This window comes from Limnohabitans sp. (genome assembly GCF_023910625.1).
In the GTDB taxonomy this organism is placed as follows: Bacteria; Pseudomonadota; Gammaproteobacteria; order Burkholderiales; family Burkholderiaceae_C; genus Limnohabitans_A.
On sequence record NZ_JAAVVW010000003.1, the window covers coordinates 1,725,787 to 1,743,287 of the forward strand.

A 17,501-nucleotide genomic window follows, 5' to 3' on the forward strand; every position below is an offset into this window, starting at 1 on the left:
GTGTAGGGGCTTTGGGCCATCGCTCAGGGCTTGGCCACAGGGTTGACCGCCGCAGGGGTCTGGACCGGGGTGGGCGGATGGGAAGGCCACTGTCCCGCCAACTCGAGCTGCATCACGATCATGTTGACCAGGCTGGCCACCGAGGGGCGACCGGTTTCGATGACAAAGTGTGCGGTCTCCCGGTACCACGGGTCACGCGCCTCGTACAGCGCCCGCAAGCGGCTGAGCGGGTCATCCACCTGGAGCAAGGGCCGAGCCGTGTCGTGGCGCACACGGCGGAACACGTCTTCGGGGGTAGAGCGCAAATAAATGACTTGTCCACGCGCGTGCATATGGCGGCGATTGGCCTCGCGCAACACTGCGCCGCCGCCCGTGGCGATCACGCCATGCTGGGTTTGCGTCAGCTCGTCGAGCACCTGCTGCTCCACATCGCGAAAACTCTCTTCACCTTCACGGGCAAAGAATTCGCGGATCGAGCAACCCAGCCGGTGCTCGATCACATGGTCAGAGTCGACAAAAGGCAGCCCCAAACGGCGCGCCAGGTGCCTGCCGATGGTGGTTTTGCCCGAGCCCGGAAGGCCCACAAAAATGATGCTCACATGCAATCTCTGGCTGAATGAAGGGCCGCTTTCCATCAAGACAGCAGCCTGGTTGAGCCGTCAAGTGTATTCGACCCCTTGCCACAAAAGGCGGGTGAAGGGGCGCAAACAGCCGATTCCGGTAGCCCTCGCTCAAGGCGGGGTGACCGGCGGCCCGTCGGCCATGACGCGTGGCGTCAGGAAAATCAGCAACTCGCTGTTGCGCTGCGTCAGGTCGCGATTTTTGAACAACCAGCCCAAGCCCGGCACGCGGCCCAAACCCGGCACCCTGGTCTCATTGTTGCGACCGGTCTCTTCAAAAATCCCGCCCAGCACCACCGTACCACCATCGTCCACCCGAACCTGGGTTTTGACGTGCTTGGTGTTGATTGCAAAACCTGCCTGGGTGATTTGCCCCACGCTGTCTCGGTTGACGTCGACATCCAGCACCACCGAACCGTCCGGCGTGATTTGCGGAGTGACTTCGAGTTTCAGGTTGGCCTTGCGAAACGTGATCGACGTGGCTCCACTGGCCGAAGCGGTCTGGTAAGGCAGTTCAGTGCCCTGCTCGATCAGGGCCTTGGTCTGGTCGGCTGTGACCACCCGAGGACGAGACACCACCTTGCCGCGACCATCGGCCTCCAGGGCAGAAAGCTCGACGTTGATGAAACGATCTGCCGCCGCATTGAACAAAGAAACGGCAAAAGTGGCCGGCGATTGAAGGGTTTGCCCAGCCGTGCCCGCTGGCAACCTGACCTGGTTACCGGTGTCCACCCCCGCACCGTTTGCGACATTGGATGCCCCCAGCGCCAAGGTGTTGTTTCGCCCACTGACCTGCAATGGCATGGCCAGCCCTGTCCCCAGGCGCACCCCCAAGGATTCGCCAAATTGGCGCTCTGCCTCGACGATGCGGGCCTCAATCATGACTTGCCTGATCGGCACATCCAAGCGCTGCAGCAACGTTTGCACGTGTGCCAGGCGCGATGGGACATCCGACACAAACAACTGGTTGGTGCGCGGGTCAAACAACACGCTGCCCCGAACACTGAGTAAACGCGCCCCACTGCCGGACGCACCGCCTTGCAAGCGTTGCGCCAGATCACCCGCACGCGCGTGCTTGAGGCGGATGGGCAACATCTGCAAAGGGCTGACCGCTTCCAGGGCAGCGCTCGATTCCAACTGTTTTTTCTCTCGCACGGCCCATTCATCCTGAGGGGCCACCCACAACACCTGGCCCTCCAGGCGATAGGCCAGGCCTTTGGCCTGCAAGACAATGTTCAGGGCCTGTGGCCAGGGCACATCTGTCAAGCGGATCGTGATCTGGCCGCCGACACCCTCAGCGGCCACCAGGTTCAAACCGGTAAAGTCTGCAAACACCTGCAGCAAAGTCTTCAGCGCCACATCCTGAAAATTCAAACTGATGCGCTGATCGGCCTTGGGCAACACGGTATTCGCCAAAGGCTGAGCGGTCTGTACCTGCAAAGGCAGGGCACAGCCGGTGATGGTCAAGCCCAGCACAAGGCCCCACGAAAATGAGCCATGTTGGGGGTTTTTCATGGTGCTTTGCCCTCCATCCGAATGGTTTGAATGCGCCCTTGAGGATCACGCACTTGTATCTCCTGACCGCCAATGCGCCAGACCCGATGGCCTTCTAGACTGAGCGGTTGGCCCTCTTGTGCGCGAAACCAATGCGTGCCGTTGGCCACTATGGCCTGCGCCTGTTGACCCTGCCACCAGATGCCGATCAGGCGCAAAGCTCGCATGGGTAAACGTTCGGGTTCTTGGGTGAACTGCAAGTCCTGGGGCAAGGGCTCGGCTGCGCCCGCAGCGTCGGACCACACCCGGGCAGCAGCACCCACTTGCACCCCGCTGGGCTGTTTGGCGTCCGGACCCAGCGGCGGTGCGCTGCGCGTGGGCAGCCCAAACACCGAGGGCCCCTCCAGGAGCGATCTCGCATCGGACAGTACGGGCAGTGGCCAAGCCGATGGCGACTTGCCTTGTGCACTCTCGCCGTCCAGTGCCCTGGACCAGATTCGCCAGACCACCTCGATGTCCACCCCTTGCGCATCGGTGCTGTGCACGACACTCAAGCGGTCGATGGACCAAACAGGGCCCATCTGAGCCAGCACCTGCCACACCTGGGCCCAGTTTTCATAGCGCGCTTGCAAACGCATCACCATCGCCTGACTTGGCAAAGGCGCAAGCAGCGCTTCATTGACCGGTTGCAAGGACAGCAATCGCACACGGTAATGGGCCAGAACCTTTTGCAAATGGTGCCACATGTGTTCTTGCTGTTCTGGTGACGGCAAGCCCTCAAGGGCCTCGGTCAGGGCCAGTTGGCCGGTCTGCATCGGCTCGGGGGACGCAGCGCCCAATTGGGCTTGTAAAGTCTGCACCTCGTTGCGGGCCTGCGCATGATGGGTCCAGGCCTGGGCGTGCCACCACATCCCCGCACACCAGGCCATACCGCACGCCACCAGGGCAAACGACCAACGCCGATACCACCCGCGCCATTTCGCCTTCAAATGCAAGACCCATTCAGTGCGGCCACCCGCACCCACTGGCCAATTGGACCGTGCCTTGGACCATGAGCTCATGGCTTGTCCCCTGCACCCTGGTTGTGCGTCGGGGCAGCCGCAGGCTGGAACACAGGCCAGGCAGTGACCCAGACAAACTCCAGGCCTGCGCCCTCCACGGGGCCTGCTGCTGCACCGCTGCGGTTGCTGACGCGGGTTTGCCGAACCCCATCATGGGGCATTTCCTGGGCTGGCTTGGGCTCGGGCACATGGCTTTGCAGATGGTCCATCAGTTTTTGCCGGGCAGCGCCCAGGCTTTCAAAATCCCGACTCCAACCCTGGAGTTCCAGCCTTCCCGGCTCCAACTGCAAACGCAAAAGACGCCAGTTTGAACCTTGCATTTCACTGTTGAATGCCTCATTCAAAGCCGTCCAGGCCTGGTGCTGCTGCGCGATCTGGCGCAAGTGTTGCGCTTGTTGGCGGTTTTTTTCGATGGCCACCTTGTGCTGCCGCCGATGCTTCACGCGTTCGCTGTGCTCAAGCCACTCTTGCTGAAGCTGGGCTTTTTGCGCGTGCAAACCCTGCAAACCCTTGTCCAGCCAATGCCGGGTGCCCTCGGCCAAAAGCCCGCCCACCGCCAGCCCCAAAAGCGTGGTAAGGACACGGTGGCGCCGCCTGCGCTGCAGGTGTAGCGAAGGGTAGTTCAACAAATTCCAGGACACGCTCATGACCAGGCTTTCAACGCCAGTCCTGCCGAGACCAGACAGGGCCACAGCGGGGTTTGCATCGCATCCTGAAAAGCCTGATCCTGCATGAGATCATGGACGCTCGCCGCTTGCGGTGGCGCTCGGTCGTTCAGCATGGCCAAATCAAACTGCCAATCCTGAATGGGGCGAGTGATGACGGCATCGATCCCGCCCATCAGACACGAGGCGGCTCTTTGGGCCGCCTGCTGCACAGGCTCCACACTGGCCAACTGCCCCCCCGAGCGTCGCACACATTGCTTGAACACATGGACCGCATCCTGACGACAGGCCACCCAATGGAGCTGGATCACCACCCCATCCGACAGCGGATCCACTTGCCAGTCGAAGCTGACCTCTGGCGGCTCAAGCCCCAGTGCACGGGCAGCCTCGACCTGGACATCGGCTTCCCACTCGGAAGGATCGGAGACTGCGGAAATGGTCAAGACGCCGCCGACCACCTGGTCCATGGCCAGCCCCACATGGAGGCGAGGGCGCACTTTGAAGACGCCGCCTGCGGCCGTGAGTTGACGCAGGGCATACGAAACACCTGAATCGCCCAGTTCGTCCAAGTCTGCCGCCAGCAACTGGAAGGTGTGCAGCTTTGGATGGGCAGAGCCTGATCGGCTAAGCCCCGTCAGGTACCAGCCCGAAGACACAGGGGACAAGCCCCACGCGTGTTGGGCCCATCTCGAGTGCCTGCGTTTTTGAAGCCATGATGCCAACTGCATGCCTTGCCCCCTTTGCCCCATGGACTCGTCCTGGTGACTCTGTCCGGGTGAGTTTTGTAACATGAATCGGATGGGGCACTTCTTTTTTTGAATGCCATTTGACTCGTTGAGACAAATTTCGAGCGCCTGCCACGCCCCTGATTTTTTTATAATGTGGAGTGACCTGTATATTGCGGGTTACCCCCAGTCAGCACCCTATGCCCTCCAAAGACAAGCACGCATCTCCGCCAGCAAGCAACGACCCCGGCAACCCTGCATCGGAATGGATGGGGCTGCTCTTGAAGATGGCAGGGTGGACCGCTGGACTGCTCGTGGCTGGCTTGGCCTGCCTCTTGATGGTGCTGGGTGTGGCCATGATCATGGCGTATCCCAATTTGCCAGATATTTCCGACTTGGCCGAATACAAACCCAAGCTGCCACTGCGGGTCTTCACCGCAGACGGCCATCTGATGGGAGAGTTTGGCGAAGAGCGTCGCAACCTGACCCCCATCAAGGACATTCCCCAAGTCATGAAGGATGCGGTCTTGTCCATCGAAGACAACCGCTTTTACCAACACGGTGGCGTTGACTATCTGGGAATCCTGCGCGCAGGCATTGCCAACATCGGCCGACTCAAGAGCCAGGGCGCCTCCACCATCACCATGCAGGTGGCGCGCAATGTGTATCTCTCATCTGAGAAAACCTACACGCGCAAAATTTATGAAATTTTGCTGACGTACAAACTGGAGCATTTGCTGACCAAGGACCAGATTCTGGAGATCTACATGAACCAGATCTTCTTGGGCAACCGGTCGTATGGGTTTGCCTCGGCTTCTGAATCCTATTTTGGCAAGGCGCTCAAGGACATCACCATCGCCGAAGCCGCCATGCTGGCAGGCCTGCCCAAAGCCCCTTCAGCCTTCAACCCCATTGTCAACCCCAAACGCGCACGTTCTCGCCAGCTCTACATCATCGAGCGCATGGAGGAAAATGGCTACATCACGGCCCAACAAGCCAGTGCAGCCAAGACCGAGACCCTGAGCCTGAGATCGAGCGGCCACAGAAAAATCCTGCATGCCGAATTTGTAGCTGAAACCGTGCGCCAAATGGTGTTTGCCCAATACGGCGATGAAACCTACACACGGGGGCTCAATGTCTTCACCACCGTGCAATCCGAAGAGCAAATTGCCGCTTACAACGCATTGCGACAAGGCCTGATGGACTTTGAACGCCGGCAGGTCTACCGTGGCCCTGAAAAGTTCATCACCCTGCCCGACGATCCGAAACAAGCCGAAGATGCCATTGATGGTGCCCTCGAAGATCACCCGGACAATGGCAACGTGATGTCTGCCGTGGTCTTGCAGGCCTATCCCACCAAAGTGGTGGTGGTGCGTCAAAACAGCGAACAAATCACCATCACGGGCGCTGGCCTGACACATGCCCAGTCCGGCCTGTCGGACAAAGCGCCTGCGGCCAAACAGATTCGCAAAGGGGCCGTGATCCGGATCGTTCAGGCGGCCAACGCTCAATGGGAAATCACACAACTGCCCGAGGTTGAAGGCGCGCTCGTGGCCATGACACCCCAGAGCGGAGCCATCCGGGCACTGGTGGGTGGATTTGACTTTGCCAAAAACAAATTCAACCACGTCACCCAAGCCTGGCGGCAACCGGGCTCCAGCTTCAAGCCTTTCATTTATTCGGCCTCGCTGGAAGCCGGTCTCAGCCCGACCACTCAGATCAACGATTCACCCCTGTTTTTTGATGGCGGCGTGACCGGGGGACAGCCCTGGGAGCCGAAAAACTACGACGGCAAATTTGACGGCCCCATGAGCATGCGCACCGGCTTGTCCAAATCCAAGAACATGGTGTCCATTCGCATTTTGCAAGCGGTAGGGCCGCGCGCCGCGCAACAATGGGTCACCCGGTTCGGATTTGACGAGGACAAACACCCGCCTTACCTGACCATGGCATTGGGTGCAGGCTCCGTCACCGTGATGCAAATGGCCACAGGCTATAGCGTGTTTGCGAACGGGGGTTACCTGGTACGCCCCCACCTGATCACACGCATCACCGACCACAAAAACCGGGTTCTGGTGGACAGCCCTCCCACACCCTTGAGCGAGGACACACCGCGTGCCATCCCCGAGCGCAATGCCTTTGTCATGAGCAGCTTGCTGCAGGAAGTGACCCGCTCGGGCACGGCAGCCCGAGCACAATCCTTGCTCAAGAGACAAGATGTGTATGGCAAAACAGGCACCACCAACGATGCCATGGATGCCTGGTTTGCGGGCTATCACCCGCAAGTGGCAGCGGTGGTCTGGATTGGCTATGACAACCCACGCAAGCTGGGCGACCGCGAGACCGGCGGTGGACTGAGTTTGCCCGTGTGGATCAAGTACATGGAGACCGCTTTGCAGTCCATGCCTTCCACCAGCATTCGGGTGCCGGAAGGCGTGGTCCAGTCAGGCGGCGATTGGGCTTATGCCGAATTCACGGGCGATGCCCGGGTCAGATCATTGGGCATGGAGCCAGGCTCGGACAGTGCGAAAACCAGCCCCTTGCCCGCTGCGGAAGAAAGATCCCGCATCATGGATCTCTTTCGCCAGTGAGCAGGCTTGTTGGACTTCAGGGGTTGAACACCAGATCCCGGCCTGACTGCTGCGATGCATAACGCGACAAACTCTGCCAAAACTCTCCTTGGCCCTTGGTGTCTTGCCATTGGAGACCATCGAATTTGTAATGGAACCCTCCGCTGCGGGCGGCCAGCCAGACCTCGTGCAAAGGCTTTTGCAAATTGATCACGATCTGACTGCGATTGGGAAAGGTGAGCGTCACCATGCCCCCCACGCGCTGGTTGTCAATGTCAACATCGGCCTGATCATTGAGCACATCGCAACTGTTTTCGATGCCCGCCAACAGGCGTTCAGCTTGGTCCAAGAATTCAAGGTCGGTCATTACAATCGCTGGATGTTGAAGATAAAGAAGATTTTAGTCACCCCACTTGTCCTTGCTGGCAGTGCGGCCGTATTGAGCGCTTGCGGTCAGAAGGGGCCCTTGTATGCCCCCACTGCCCCTTTGTCGACCAACAGGGCCACATTGCCCCAAACGCTGAACCCTTGGCATACCTCTTCCACGGCCCAGGCCACTGGCCCGGCAGGAGATGACAAGGCCGCACCGGCAAAGCCACGCGCCGCCCCAGCGGCAGTGCCAGATGCCCTCTTTTTGACATCACCCTCGGCCTCTGATGCCGACACAAGATGAACGCCCCTGCTGCAGCCCACGCCTTGCCCGGACAACCCCACATCGCCTATGCGGGCGACCAACTGCATGTGGAGGGCGTGGCGCTGTCCCAACTGGCCCGCGAACACGGCACGCCCTTGCTTGTGTACTCCAAAGCCGCCATGCTCTCGGCCCTGGCCGCCTACCAGCGCGGCTTTGCCGGCCGCCCGGCGCAAATTTGCTACGCCATGAAGGCCAACTCCAGCCTGGCCATCCTGCAAGTGTTTGCCGAGGCCGGTTGCGGCTTTGACATCGTCTCGGGGGGTGAACTGGCCCGCGTGCTGGCCGCAGGCGGCGACCCAGCCAAAGTGATTTTTTCGGGTGTAGGCAAGACTCGCGCTGAAATGAAACAAGCGCTGCAAGTGGGCATTGCTTGCTTCAATGTGGAAAGCGAAGCCGAACTCGATGTGCTGAGCGAGGTGGCCGTGAGTCTGGGCAAACAAGCCCCGGTCAGCCTGCGCGTGAACCCCAATGTGGACCCCAAGACGCACCCCTACATTTCGACCGGCCTCAAGGGCAACAAATTCGGCATCGCCCATGAAGAAGCACTGCGCGCCTACCGCCACGCCGCCAGCCTGCCGGGCTTGAAAGTGGTGGGTATCGACTGCCACATCGGCTCGCAAATCACCGACAGTACGCCCTATCTGGACGCCATGGACCGCGTGCTGGACCTGGTGGCCGAGGTCGAGTCAGCGGGCATTCCGATCCACCACATCGACTTTGGCGGCGGTCTGGGCATCAATTACAACGGCGACACACCGCCCGAAGCCGATGCGCTGTGGGCACAACTGCTGGCCAAACTCGATGCCCGTGGCTACGGCCAGCGCCAGCTCATGATTGAACCGGGTCGCTCGCTCGTGGGCAACGCGGGCGTGTGCCTGACCGAGGTGCTGTACCTCAAACCCGGCGAGCAAAAGAATTTCTGCATCATCGACGCCGCCATGAACGACCTGCCCCGCCCGGCCATGTACCAAGCCTTTCACCAGATCGTGCCCGTGCAACCCCGCTCAGGCGATGGTGTCGTGTACGACGTGGTCGGCCCGGTGTGCGAGAGCGGCGACTGGATCGGCCGCGACCGTCAGCTGCGGGTCGCAGCGGGTGACGTGCTCGCCGTGTTGTCGGCAGGCGCTTACTGCATGAGCATGGCCAGCAACTACAACACCCGAGGCCGTGCAGCCGAAATTCTGGTGGATGGCACAAAGGCCCACCTGATTCGCCAACGCGAGTCGGCGTTTGACACTTTTGCTCTGGAGCAGTTGGTCTGAGGCTGCGCCTTCACAAACCCGCAAAACGCGATTTCAAACGCTGGGCGTTGAGGGCGCAGACGGTCTGCATGGACTGCCCCAATGTGCGCATCGCAGCGGCTCGCTCCCAATAAGCCACCGCCCAATCGCGCGCCGCATCGGTCAAAGCTGGGTCAACAGCCAAGGCATGAGGTGCTCTCAAAGGCTCTGCATCCAAGCTGCCGCTGTGGATGCTGGGCCGCCACATCATGGGCAACATGTCGTAAATCGGTGCCAATTCAAATCGTGGGCGCATCACGTCTTGAACAAAAAAAGACAAATTACCAAAGTGCATGTCGGTGTTGCCAATGAATTGCCCAAACACATAGGCTTGGGTCGCAGTGCTCAGGTCGCCCGAAGGCAACAAGTTCATGTCATGCAACGCCCGGCAAGTGCCCACCCAGTGCTGACGCGGAGTTTGGACGAAATGCTCGTGCACGGCTGAGGCAGCCACCAAGTGGCGGTAGCCAAATTCTGCAGTCCGATCAAAACGCCGAGACAACAAAAAAGTGCGTGTCGCGCTCTCGACAATGCGTGTCTCGGCACTGGTCATGCCGTTTTCGCGAAGCACATCGAGGGCCAGTTTTTCCAGATGCAGCAAAGCATGCCATCGCTCACCAAACGGCGTACCGCGAGGTGGGCTGAATTTGACAAGCCAGCGAAGACCATCGGGTTCACGCCACAAAAATTTCGGTTGCTCCCCCCCTGCGGATGAACCCGCTGGCAAGCTGGTTCCCACTTGAGCAGCCAACCGATCAAACGTCTGCGCCAGGCTTTGTGCAACACCACAAACAGCGACGTGTGCGACCCCTGCAGGCCCTTCTATGGCAAAAGCACCACTGGCCTCACGCACATGGTTGACCGTGAAATACAGCACTTGCTCCAGTGACCAACGCTCAGGATCTGCAGGAAAATCCGGACGCAAACGGGCCAGTTGTCGCCCCAAAAAACCTTGGGGCTGCAGAGGCGTCAAAAACCAAGGCAAGGCCGCGTGAGACAACCACTCCTGCTTGCCGCCGCGCACATGCACGCGGTTGCCGCTCAGATAAGTCAGCTCACCAAAGTGACGGGGCACACCATCCGCCCCATCGCACAGCAAACTGTGCCGGGCTGGCAATCCTTGTATATTTTTTGTCAATGCATAGCGCGTGCTGCGCGCTGCACCCAGGCGGGCCACACCACCCGCTGACTGCCCGAGCCCCATGGCCTTGAGCGCCAATGAAATGCTGGGCTGGCTCATGCCAGTTGCTGACTGCAACTGGGCGGCGGTCAGTTCTGGCGACTGCGCCAGTAACTGCCGAAGAGTGATTTGAAGTGATTTACCAGCATCCATCATGGATAGATACTTTATCCCAAGTGGCTATCGTTAAACGACTTTATTGGATATTTACTGAAATTAATTAATAGATAAAATTTTAGTGGGCGCGTTGCGTCCAAACCCGCTTCACGCGCCAGCCCAGCAAAACCGCCAAGATGCCCGCATACACCAGCACCTCGTCAAAGTCCTGCTTGCCCGCCCTCATCCACCAAAAGTGCAGCACGGCCAGCACGGCCACCGCATACACCCCCCGGTGCAACCATTGCCAACGCCTGCCGCCCAGCCAGCGCACGGCGCGGTTGAACGAAGTGGCGGCCAATGCCAGCAAGATCACAAAGGCACTGAAACCCAACCAGATGAAGGGGCGCTTGAAAAGGTCTTGCAGCGTGTCGGCCAGGTCAAAGCCCATGTCAAACCAGGCGTAGCACAGCAGGTGCAGGCTGGCGTAGCCAAACACCAGCAAACCCAGCATGCGCCGAAACCGCATCAGTTCGGGCCAGCCCAGCACAGTTCGCAAAGGGGTCACGGCCAGCACCACGCACAGGCTGCGCAGCGTCCAGTCGCCTGTGGCGCGGATCAGGGCTTCGGCGGGGTTGGGGCCGAGTTGGTCCTGCAGGGTTTGCGCCAGCAACCAGGCCCAGGGCAAGCAACCGAGCACCAGAAAAGCCCACCAAGCGGCGGGATGACGCAGCGCCGCCCTCATGCCCTCAAGACGTTGACCCGCAGCGGCATCAGAAGAATTTCTTCAGGTCCATGCCGGCATAAAGCTGGCCGACCTGAGTCTCGTAGCCGTTGAACATGAGCGTCTTGCGCTTTTTGGCCAGCAAACCGTCTTCGCCAATGCGCCGCTCGGTGGCCTGGCTCCAGCGCGGGTGGTCCACATTCGGGTTCACATTGGAGTAAAAACCGTATTCTTGAGGTGCAGACTTTTCCCACGAGATCACCGGTTGCTTGTCGGTGAAGCGGATCTTGACCAGGCTCTTGCTGCTCTTGAAGCCATACTTCCAGGGCACCACCAAGCGCAGGGGCGCGCCGTTTTGCTTGGGCATCACCTCGCCATACATGCCAAAGGCCAGCAAGGTCAGGGGGTGCATGGCCTCGTCCATGCGCAAGCCTTCGAGATAGGGCCAATCGATCACACCCGAGCGCAGCCCCGGCATGGTTTTTGGGTCGGCCTGGGTCACGAACTCCACAAACTTGGCACCCGGCAGGGGCTCCACGCGCCGGATCAGATCGGCCAGCGAATAACCGATCCAGGGAATCACCATCGACCAGCCTTCCACGCAGCGCAGGCGGTAAATGCGCTCTTCCATGGCACCCCACTTCAGCAGGTCTTCCAAGTTCACGCGGGCGGGCTTCTTCACCAAGCCCTCGATTTCCACACTCCAGGGGTCGGTTTTGAGGGTATGCGCCCGCTTGGCCGGGTCAGCTTTGTCGGTGCCGAACTCATAAAAATTGTTGTACGTGGTGGCATCTTTGTAAGGGGTCGGCTTGTCCATCACCACCCCACCGGACACTTTGCTGGGCACCGAAGGCAAGGACGCCAACTGCCCTGGCCCGGGCGTTTGAGCCCACGCTTCTGGCCAGCCCCAAGCCGCCAGGGCCAGACCCGCCGAACCGGTAACCGCCTGACGCATCAGCGCCCGGCGTTGCAGGTACACATTTTCAGGGGTGATTTCGCTGGCCACCGGATGCTGAAACCCGCAATTGGAAGATAAGATGATCATGGAGGGTCCTCTCAATTTGACTTTGCACGATTGTGAACTGTTCGCCCATCGCCGATCAGCACGCCCGCAACAAACAAGGGTCACGACCAGCACAACCGCAGGACCAGCAGCTTCACCCTGGCCCGACGACCACGGCCTGTTGGACAGGCGCCACGGCTTGCCCTGCCAACGCCAAGCTGAATGCTTGAGGCCCCGGATGGGCGCTCATGCCATCAGAGTGAGCCGTAGCTGTGCAGACCACTGAGGAACATGTTGACCCCCAGGAAAGCAAAGGTGGTGATGCCCAGGCCCACCAAGGCCCACCAAGCGGCCACGGTACCGCGCAAGCCCTTCATCAGGCGCATGTGCAGCCAGGCGGCGTAATTCAGCCAGACGATCAGGGCCCAGGTTTCCTTGGGGTCCCAGCTCCAGTACCCGCCCCAGGCCTCGGCCGCCCACAAAGCACCCAGCACGGTGGCGATGGTGAAAAAGGCAAAGCCCACGGCGATGGATTTGTACATCACATCGTCGAGGATTTCAAAGGAAGGCAAACGCTCGGCAACACGTCGTCGCCCAGCCAAAATACCCGCCACGATGAAGGCGGACACCCCAAAATAAACCATCCAGTAGCTGCTGGTCTGATCGTTGGCGGTTTGGCGGAACACCACCGGCTCAAAACACAACACAATGCCCAGCAGCCACAAGGGTGCCAGCTTGTACCAACGGGTTTCGGTGGCCTGCTGCTTGATCAGGTAGGCAAAAGCCACCATGGCAGCCAGAGCAAAGGTGCCATAGCCAATGAAGTTGGCAGGCACATGCAACTTCATCCACCAGCTTTTCAGCGCCGGCACCAAAGGTTGAATTTCGTGGGCCTCGCGCACCAGGGTGTACCACAGCAAAAAACCAACTGCGGCGCTGACCACCAGCATGACAAACGCCCCCAGGGCGCGTGTTTTGTACTGCGCTTCGTAATACAGGTAGAAAGCCGTGGTCATCCAGCAAAACATGATGAACACTTCGTACAGGTTACTGACCGGGATGTGACCGATGTCCGGGCCCAACTGGTGGCTTTCGTACCAACGCACCAAAGTACCGATCAGCGCCAGCCCCACCGCCACCCAGGCCATGCGCGAGCCCAAAGACTCCATCGCATCAGCTTGACCACGGATGAACACACCGGCCCAATAAAAAAAGGTGCTGATGAAAAACAGCATGCTCATCCACAGGATGGCCGACTGGCTGGACAGGAAATACTTGAGCAAGAACACCTGCTCGGAGCGGGCCAGATCACCCTGGTACAAATAAATGGCCAGCAATGACAAGCCCGTGACCACCCACATCAAGGTGCGCAAGGGACGCCAAAACCAGGCCAACCAGATCAGCGCAGGCAAACTGCCGATCAGGATGACCTGCTCATATACGTCCATGGCATGCTGGTAACGGGTGAAGGCAAACACCGTACCCAACAACGCCAACAGGGCAAAGCCCCAATCTAGCGCAGAACGGCTGGAAAAATAGCCTGGATTCAAAGTGACAGTCGTCATGTTGTTTTCTCCTGGCGGCCCAGCAAACGGGCGGTCAGTTGGTCAAATTCCCGGTCCACGTCCAGGGTCTTGCGGTTGGACGACAGGGCCAGGCTCGCCTGAGCCCCCTCACCCTGTGGCGACAACCAGACCCACAAACGTCGCTCCCGAACATACAGCATTGCAAAAATACCCAGGATCAAAAGGGCACAGCCCAGATAGACGATCGACTGGCCGGGGGCTCTGGCCACCTGGAAAACGCTGGCCTGCACCTGCTTGAAGTCTTTCAGCAAGAACGTCATCGGTGCGGGGTAAATCGGCGCATCGGACAGGGCCAGCACCGCCTGCGTCATGAAGCCCTGAACCTGTTCGGCGGGCAAAGGCTTGACGCCTGCTTGCTCGCGGGCCACCACATCCAGCTCAAACAAGGCCCCATTCAAAATGCGAACAAACATCTCACCTGCGCGGGCACGCTCGGCCTGCGGCACATTGGCTTCCAGAAAGTCAGCCAGCGCCTGCAAACCCGACACCTGTTGACCTTGCACCGGCTCCAGCCCCGCAAAAAGCCCCAAAGAGCGCGCCGCCGAATCGGCCAATTGCCGGGTCAACTCGGGGCGTTGTGGGTCCACCGCTTTGCGGGCATAACGTTGCGCGGCACGGTCGCGCAACTCAGGGGCTTGCAGGGCCGCACGCAAACGGATGAACCCCGTCAACTCGCTGTTTTCATCGGCAGGTGGGCGCAAGTAGCGAAACGGCTCACTGGGCGTCTCGCGCATGCCGAGCAAGAACACCGGCACACCATCGCCCGTATCCACCGGCAACATGTAGTTGTTGTATTCACGCGCCTGCCCTGCTGCATCGCGCAGCTTGTAGCTGACGCTGGGGCCCACATTGCGCAGGTCTTTGGTTTGCGTGGTTTTGTTGCCCGCGCCCAAACGCTCATCGATCGCACTGCGCAGGTCCACCTTGCGCACATCCACCCCTGTGCCTTGCGGGCCTTCTCCACCCGACAGGTTTTCCACATTGATGACGCGCAGCCCGGTGAACTCCAGGCTCATTTTTTCGTTGCCATTGCTCAGGTCGGTGCTGCCACCAATGGTGCCTTCCACTTCAAAGGACTTGGTGGCTGCCGCCATGGGTACGGCTTGCAGCTTGACGCTGGAGCCGCCGTCGTCAAAGCTGGACTGGTAAATGTTGATGCCTTTGAAGCTGGCCGGGTGGTTCACCTCAACTCGCGCTTCCTTTTTCTCACCCGTGGCCTTGTCGTGAATGACGATGTCGCTGGCAAACAGCTTGGGCATGCCGGTCGAGTAGTACTCGACAATGAACTTTTTGAGCTCAATGACAAAGGGCAGCTCCTGCAGCAAGATGCCATTGGACTGGTTCAGGATGGCGGTGCCCGACGCGGTGTCTTCAGCCACCAGCAAATTGGCGCGAAATGCCGGATTGCGCTCGGACAGACGGTGCTGCTCGGGCACATCGGCGATCAGGCCCCCGCCGTTGTAAATTTCCTTGCCGCCAAACCACATTTGGGCGCGCACCGCCAGGTCGCCATCGAGCAAGCCCCCCACACACACCAACACAATGGCCGAGTGCGCCGCGATGTAACCGATCTTGTTGACCGCGCCCGCCTTGGCCGCCAGCATCCAGCCCTTGCCTGCCGGGGTGTCCCGCTCTTGCAGCTTGACCTTCCAGCCGCCTGTGGCCAGCAAGGCCCCCAGTCGCTTGGCCGCCGCCTCGGGCGCTTCATTCAGATGACCCTCGGCCTTGTGGTGAAAGGCTTTGAGACTTTGCTCGCGGATGTTTTCCTTGTAATTCTTCAGGTCCACCAGAATCTTGGGCGTGTTGCGGGCGATGCACAAACTGGTGCTGACCACCAGAAAAGCCAGGATCAACAGAAACCACCAGGCACTGTAGACCGTGTTGAGCTTGAGGGTGGTAAACAACTCGGCCCAAAAAGGCCCGAACTGGTTGATGTAATTGTTGATGGGCTCGTTTTGTTTGAGCACCGTGCCGATCACCGAGGCGATGCAAATGATCGTCAACAGGGAAATGGCAAAGCGCATGGACGACAGCAGCTCAAGCACCGCCTGCCCTCGGGGCGAGCTGCGCTCGGAATCTGGGCGGGAAGCAACAGTCGTCATGGGAGATTCAATTCAGGGCAGACAAGGCAGGGGCAACACTGACCCCAATGAGAAAGGCCGGAAAACCGGCCTTGAACCATCGCATGTGAGCCTATTCTCAAATTGTGCCCCAGGCACAAGAGCCGAGGACAAAACCCCAGCAAGCGGCAGGGCAAAACCGCAGCAAACCGGCTCGGTCAGCGCAACCCCGCAATGTAATCGGACACCGCCTTGATTTCGCGGTCGTTCATCTTGGCCGCCACCTGGGTCATCTGCAGGTTGTTCTTGCGCACGCCGTCACGGAACTGAACCAACTGGGCAGCCGTGTACTCGGCGTGTTGACCGGCCAGACGGGGATACTGTGACGGCATGCCCGCACCATTGGGCGAATGGCAGCTCACGCAAGCGGCGATCTGACGGTCTGGAATGCCACCACGGTAAATGCGCTCGCCCCAGGCCACGGTGTCTTTCTGGCTGGCAAAGCCTGGCTTGGCTTTCTTGGAAGCCAGCCAAAAAGCGATATTGCGCATGTCTTCATCGCTCAAGGCGGCCACCATGCCACCCATGACCGCATTGGCGCGCTTGCCTGATTTGTACTCCTGCAATTGCTTGAGCAGGTATTCGGGGTGTTGTTGTGCCAGCTTGGGGTTGGCGGGCGTGCTGGAATTGCCGTCCGCCGCGTGGCAAGCGACACAGGCCTGGCTGAAAATGGCTTCGCCTTTGGCCAAGTCGGGCTTGGCAGCCTTGGCAGCGGGGCCGGCGGCAAGGGCAGAACCAGCCACCAAAGAGGCCGATACAACGGTGATCAGGAAAGAGAAAATCGACTTCATGGCGTGGTCCAAGAGTTGGCGCAAAACCCGAGGATTCTACAATGAGGCCCGCGTCTGCTCCCTGACGACCCAAGGTACCCTTTATTCATGAGCCTCCGTCCCCGCGTTCGCACCCCCGGCATCGCCAAACCTGCCGCCCCTCCTGTTGGCCCCGCCCATGCCACCCCGGCCCCCGCGCGGGTCACGCCTTTGGGCTGGATGCACACAGCCCGCTTCTTGACCACCGCTGCGCAGTTGCACCATTTGCCGGTGCTCGACACCCCGGAAATCGCCTTTGTGGGCCGCTCCAACGCGGGCAAGTCCACCTGCATCAACACCCTGACGCAAAAAAAGCAGCTCGCTTTTGCCTCCAAAAAACCCGGCCGCACCCAACACATCAACCTGTTCGCTTTAGGCAAACAAGGCATCACCGACACCGTGCTGGCCGATCTGCCCGGCTACGGCTACGCCGCTGTGGCCAAGATGGACAAGTTGCGTTGGCAGCAAGTCATGGCCAACTATTTGGTCAGCCGCGAAAATCTCAAAGGCATCGTCATGATGTGCGACCCACGCCACGGCCTGACCGAATTGGATGACATCCTGCTGGAAGTGATCCGTCCGCGTGTTGAGGAAGGCCTGAAGTTCCTGATCGTCCTGACCAAAGCCGACAAGCTCACCCGCGCCGAACAAGCCAAGGCCTTGTCGATTGCGCGACTGCAGGCTGGTGGCGGTGAAGTCAAACTTTTTTCAGCCCTGAAAAAACAAGGTGTTGACGAGGTGGCGCAACTGCTGTGGGACTGGACTCACCCGGCCGATGGTGCGGTTGCAGCCCCGGCGGCCGCTGCCCCCGCACCACAACCCGAAACCCTGGACGAGTGAGCCCAAGCGCCCACAAGCAACCCCTCAAGGACCG

At 59.9% G+C, this 17,501-nt stretch carries 16 protein-coding genes; 4 read left to right on the top strand and 12 right to left on the bottom strand.

All coding sequences use genetic code 11. From position 1 onward, the window contains the following. Positions 1 to 23: 23 nt before the first annotated feature. From HEQ17_RS11615 to HEQ17_RS11635, 5 genes are all read right to left on the bottom strand, one after another. Complete coding sequence (locus HEQ17_RS11615) at positions 24 to 605, bottom strand: shikimate kinase (protein WP_296293740.1); 582 nt, start codon at positions 603 to 605, stop codon at positions 24 to 26. Between the two features lie 126 nt (positions 606 to 731). Further along, a complete protein-coding gene (pilQ, locus tag HEQ17_RS11620; protein WP_296292894.1) occupies positions 732 to 2,135 on the bottom strand; it encodes a type IV pilus secretin PilQ in 1,404 nt (467 codons plus the stop codon). Then, positions 2,132 to 3,175, bottom strand: coding sequence for a hypothetical protein (locus HEQ17_RS11625; protein WP_296292895.1), 1,044 nt, complete (start codon positions 3,173 to 3,175; stop codon positions 2,132 to 2,134). The genes pilQ and HEQ17_RS11625 overlap by 4 nt, the downstream gene beginning before the upstream one ends. After that, positions 3,172 to 3,822, bottom strand: a complete 651-nt coding sequence (locus HEQ17_RS11630; RefSeq protein ID WP_296292896.1) for a hypothetical protein — start codon at positions 3,820 to 3,822, stop codon at positions 3,172 to 3,174. The genes HEQ17_RS11625 and HEQ17_RS11630 overlap by 4 nt, the downstream gene beginning before the upstream one ends. After that, on the bottom strand, positions 3,819 to 4,505 hold the full coding sequence (locus tag HEQ17_RS11635; RefSeq protein WP_296292897.1) for a hypothetical protein: 687 nt from the start codon (positions 4,503 to 4,505) through the stop codon (positions 3,819 to 3,821). Before HEQ17_RS11635 ends, HEQ17_RS11630 begins: the two co-directional genes overlap by 4 nt. Positions 4,506 to 4,852: 347 nt before the next feature. On the opposite strand from HEQ17_RS11635, the gene HEQ17_RS11640 reads away from it, so the two are divergent. Next, positions 4,853 to 7,156, top strand: a complete 2,304-nt coding sequence (locus HEQ17_RS11640) for a penicillin-binding protein 1A (protein WP_296293741.1) — start codon at positions 4,853 to 4,855, stop codon at positions 7,154 to 7,156. 16 nt (positions 7,157 to 7,172) lie between these two features. Here HEQ17_RS11640 and cyaY read toward each other — a convergent pair whose 3' ends face one another. Then, on the bottom strand, positions 7,173 to 7,502 hold the full coding sequence (gene cyaY, locus HEQ17_RS11645) for an iron donor protein CyaY (RefSeq protein WP_296292898.1): 330 nt from the start codon (positions 7,500 to 7,502) through the stop codon (positions 7,173 to 7,175). A 12-nt stretch (positions 7,503 to 7,514) separates the two neighbouring features. Between cyaY and HEQ17_RS11650 the strand changes: the two genes are divergently transcribed. Next, on the top strand, positions 7,515 to 7,808 hold the full coding sequence (locus HEQ17_RS11650) for a lipoprotein (protein ID WP_296292899.1): 294 nt from the start codon (positions 7,515 to 7,517) through the stop codon (positions 7,806 to 7,808). After that, entirely contained in the window at positions 7,805 to 9,091 is a 1,287-nt protein-coding gene (gene lysA, locus HEQ17_RS11655; protein ID WP_296292900.1) for a diaminopimelate decarboxylase, read from the top strand. The genes HEQ17_RS11650 and lysA overlap by 4 nt, the downstream gene beginning before the upstream one ends. Positions 9,092 to 9,101: 10 nt before the next feature. Here lysA and HEQ17_RS11660 read toward each other — a convergent pair whose 3' ends face one another. The 6 genes from HEQ17_RS11660 to HEQ17_RS11685 form a co-directional block, all read right to left on the bottom strand. Beyond that, positions 9,102 to 10,445, bottom strand: coding sequence for a HipA domain-containing protein (locus HEQ17_RS11660; RefSeq protein WP_296292901.1), 1,344 nt, complete (start codon positions 10,443 to 10,445; stop codon positions 9,102 to 9,104). A gap of 79 nt (positions 10,446 to 10,524) precedes the next feature. Continuing rightward, a complete protein-coding gene (locus HEQ17_RS11665) occupies positions 10,525 to 11,130 on the bottom strand; it encodes a sulfite oxidase heme-binding subunit YedZ (RefSeq protein ID WP_296292902.1) in 606 nt (201 codons plus the stop codon). Between the two features lie 28 nt (positions 11,131 to 11,158). Then, complete coding sequence (msrP, locus tag HEQ17_RS11670; RefSeq protein WP_296292903.1) at positions 11,159 to 12,154, bottom strand: protein-methionine-sulfoxide reductase catalytic subunit MsrP; 996 nt, start codon at positions 12,152 to 12,154, stop codon at positions 11,159 to 11,161. A 212-nt stretch (positions 12,155 to 12,366) separates the two neighbouring features. After that, positions 12,367 to 13,677 carry a c-type cytochrome biogenesis protein CcsB gene (gene ccsB / locus HEQ17_RS11675; protein ID WP_296292904.1) on the bottom strand — a complete coding sequence of 437 codons (1,311 nt, stop codon included), beginning with the start codon at positions 13,675 to 13,677 and terminating at the stop codon, positions 12,367 to 12,369. Beyond that, complete coding sequence (locus HEQ17_RS11680) at positions 13,674 to 15,800, bottom strand: cytochrome c biogenesis protein ResB (RefSeq protein ID WP_296292905.1); 2,127 nt, start codon at positions 15,798 to 15,800, stop codon at positions 13,674 to 13,676. The genes ccsB and HEQ17_RS11680 overlap by 4 nt, the downstream gene beginning before the upstream one ends. A 176-nt stretch (positions 15,801 to 15,976) precedes the next feature. Continuing rightward, positions 15,977 to 16,609, bottom strand: coding sequence for a c-type cytochrome (locus tag HEQ17_RS11685; protein WP_296292906.1), 633 nt, complete (start codon positions 16,607 to 16,609; stop codon positions 15,977 to 15,979). Positions 16,610 to 16,807: 198 nt separating this feature from the next. On the opposite strand from HEQ17_RS11685, the gene yihA reads away from it, so the two are divergent. Next, on the top strand, positions 16,808 to 17,467 hold the full coding sequence (yihA, locus tag HEQ17_RS11690) for a ribosome biogenesis GTP-binding protein YihA/YsxC (RefSeq protein ID WP_296293742.1): 660 nt from the start codon (positions 16,808 to 16,810) through the stop codon (positions 17,465 to 17,467). Positions 17,468 to 17,501: the final 34 nt, after the last annotated feature.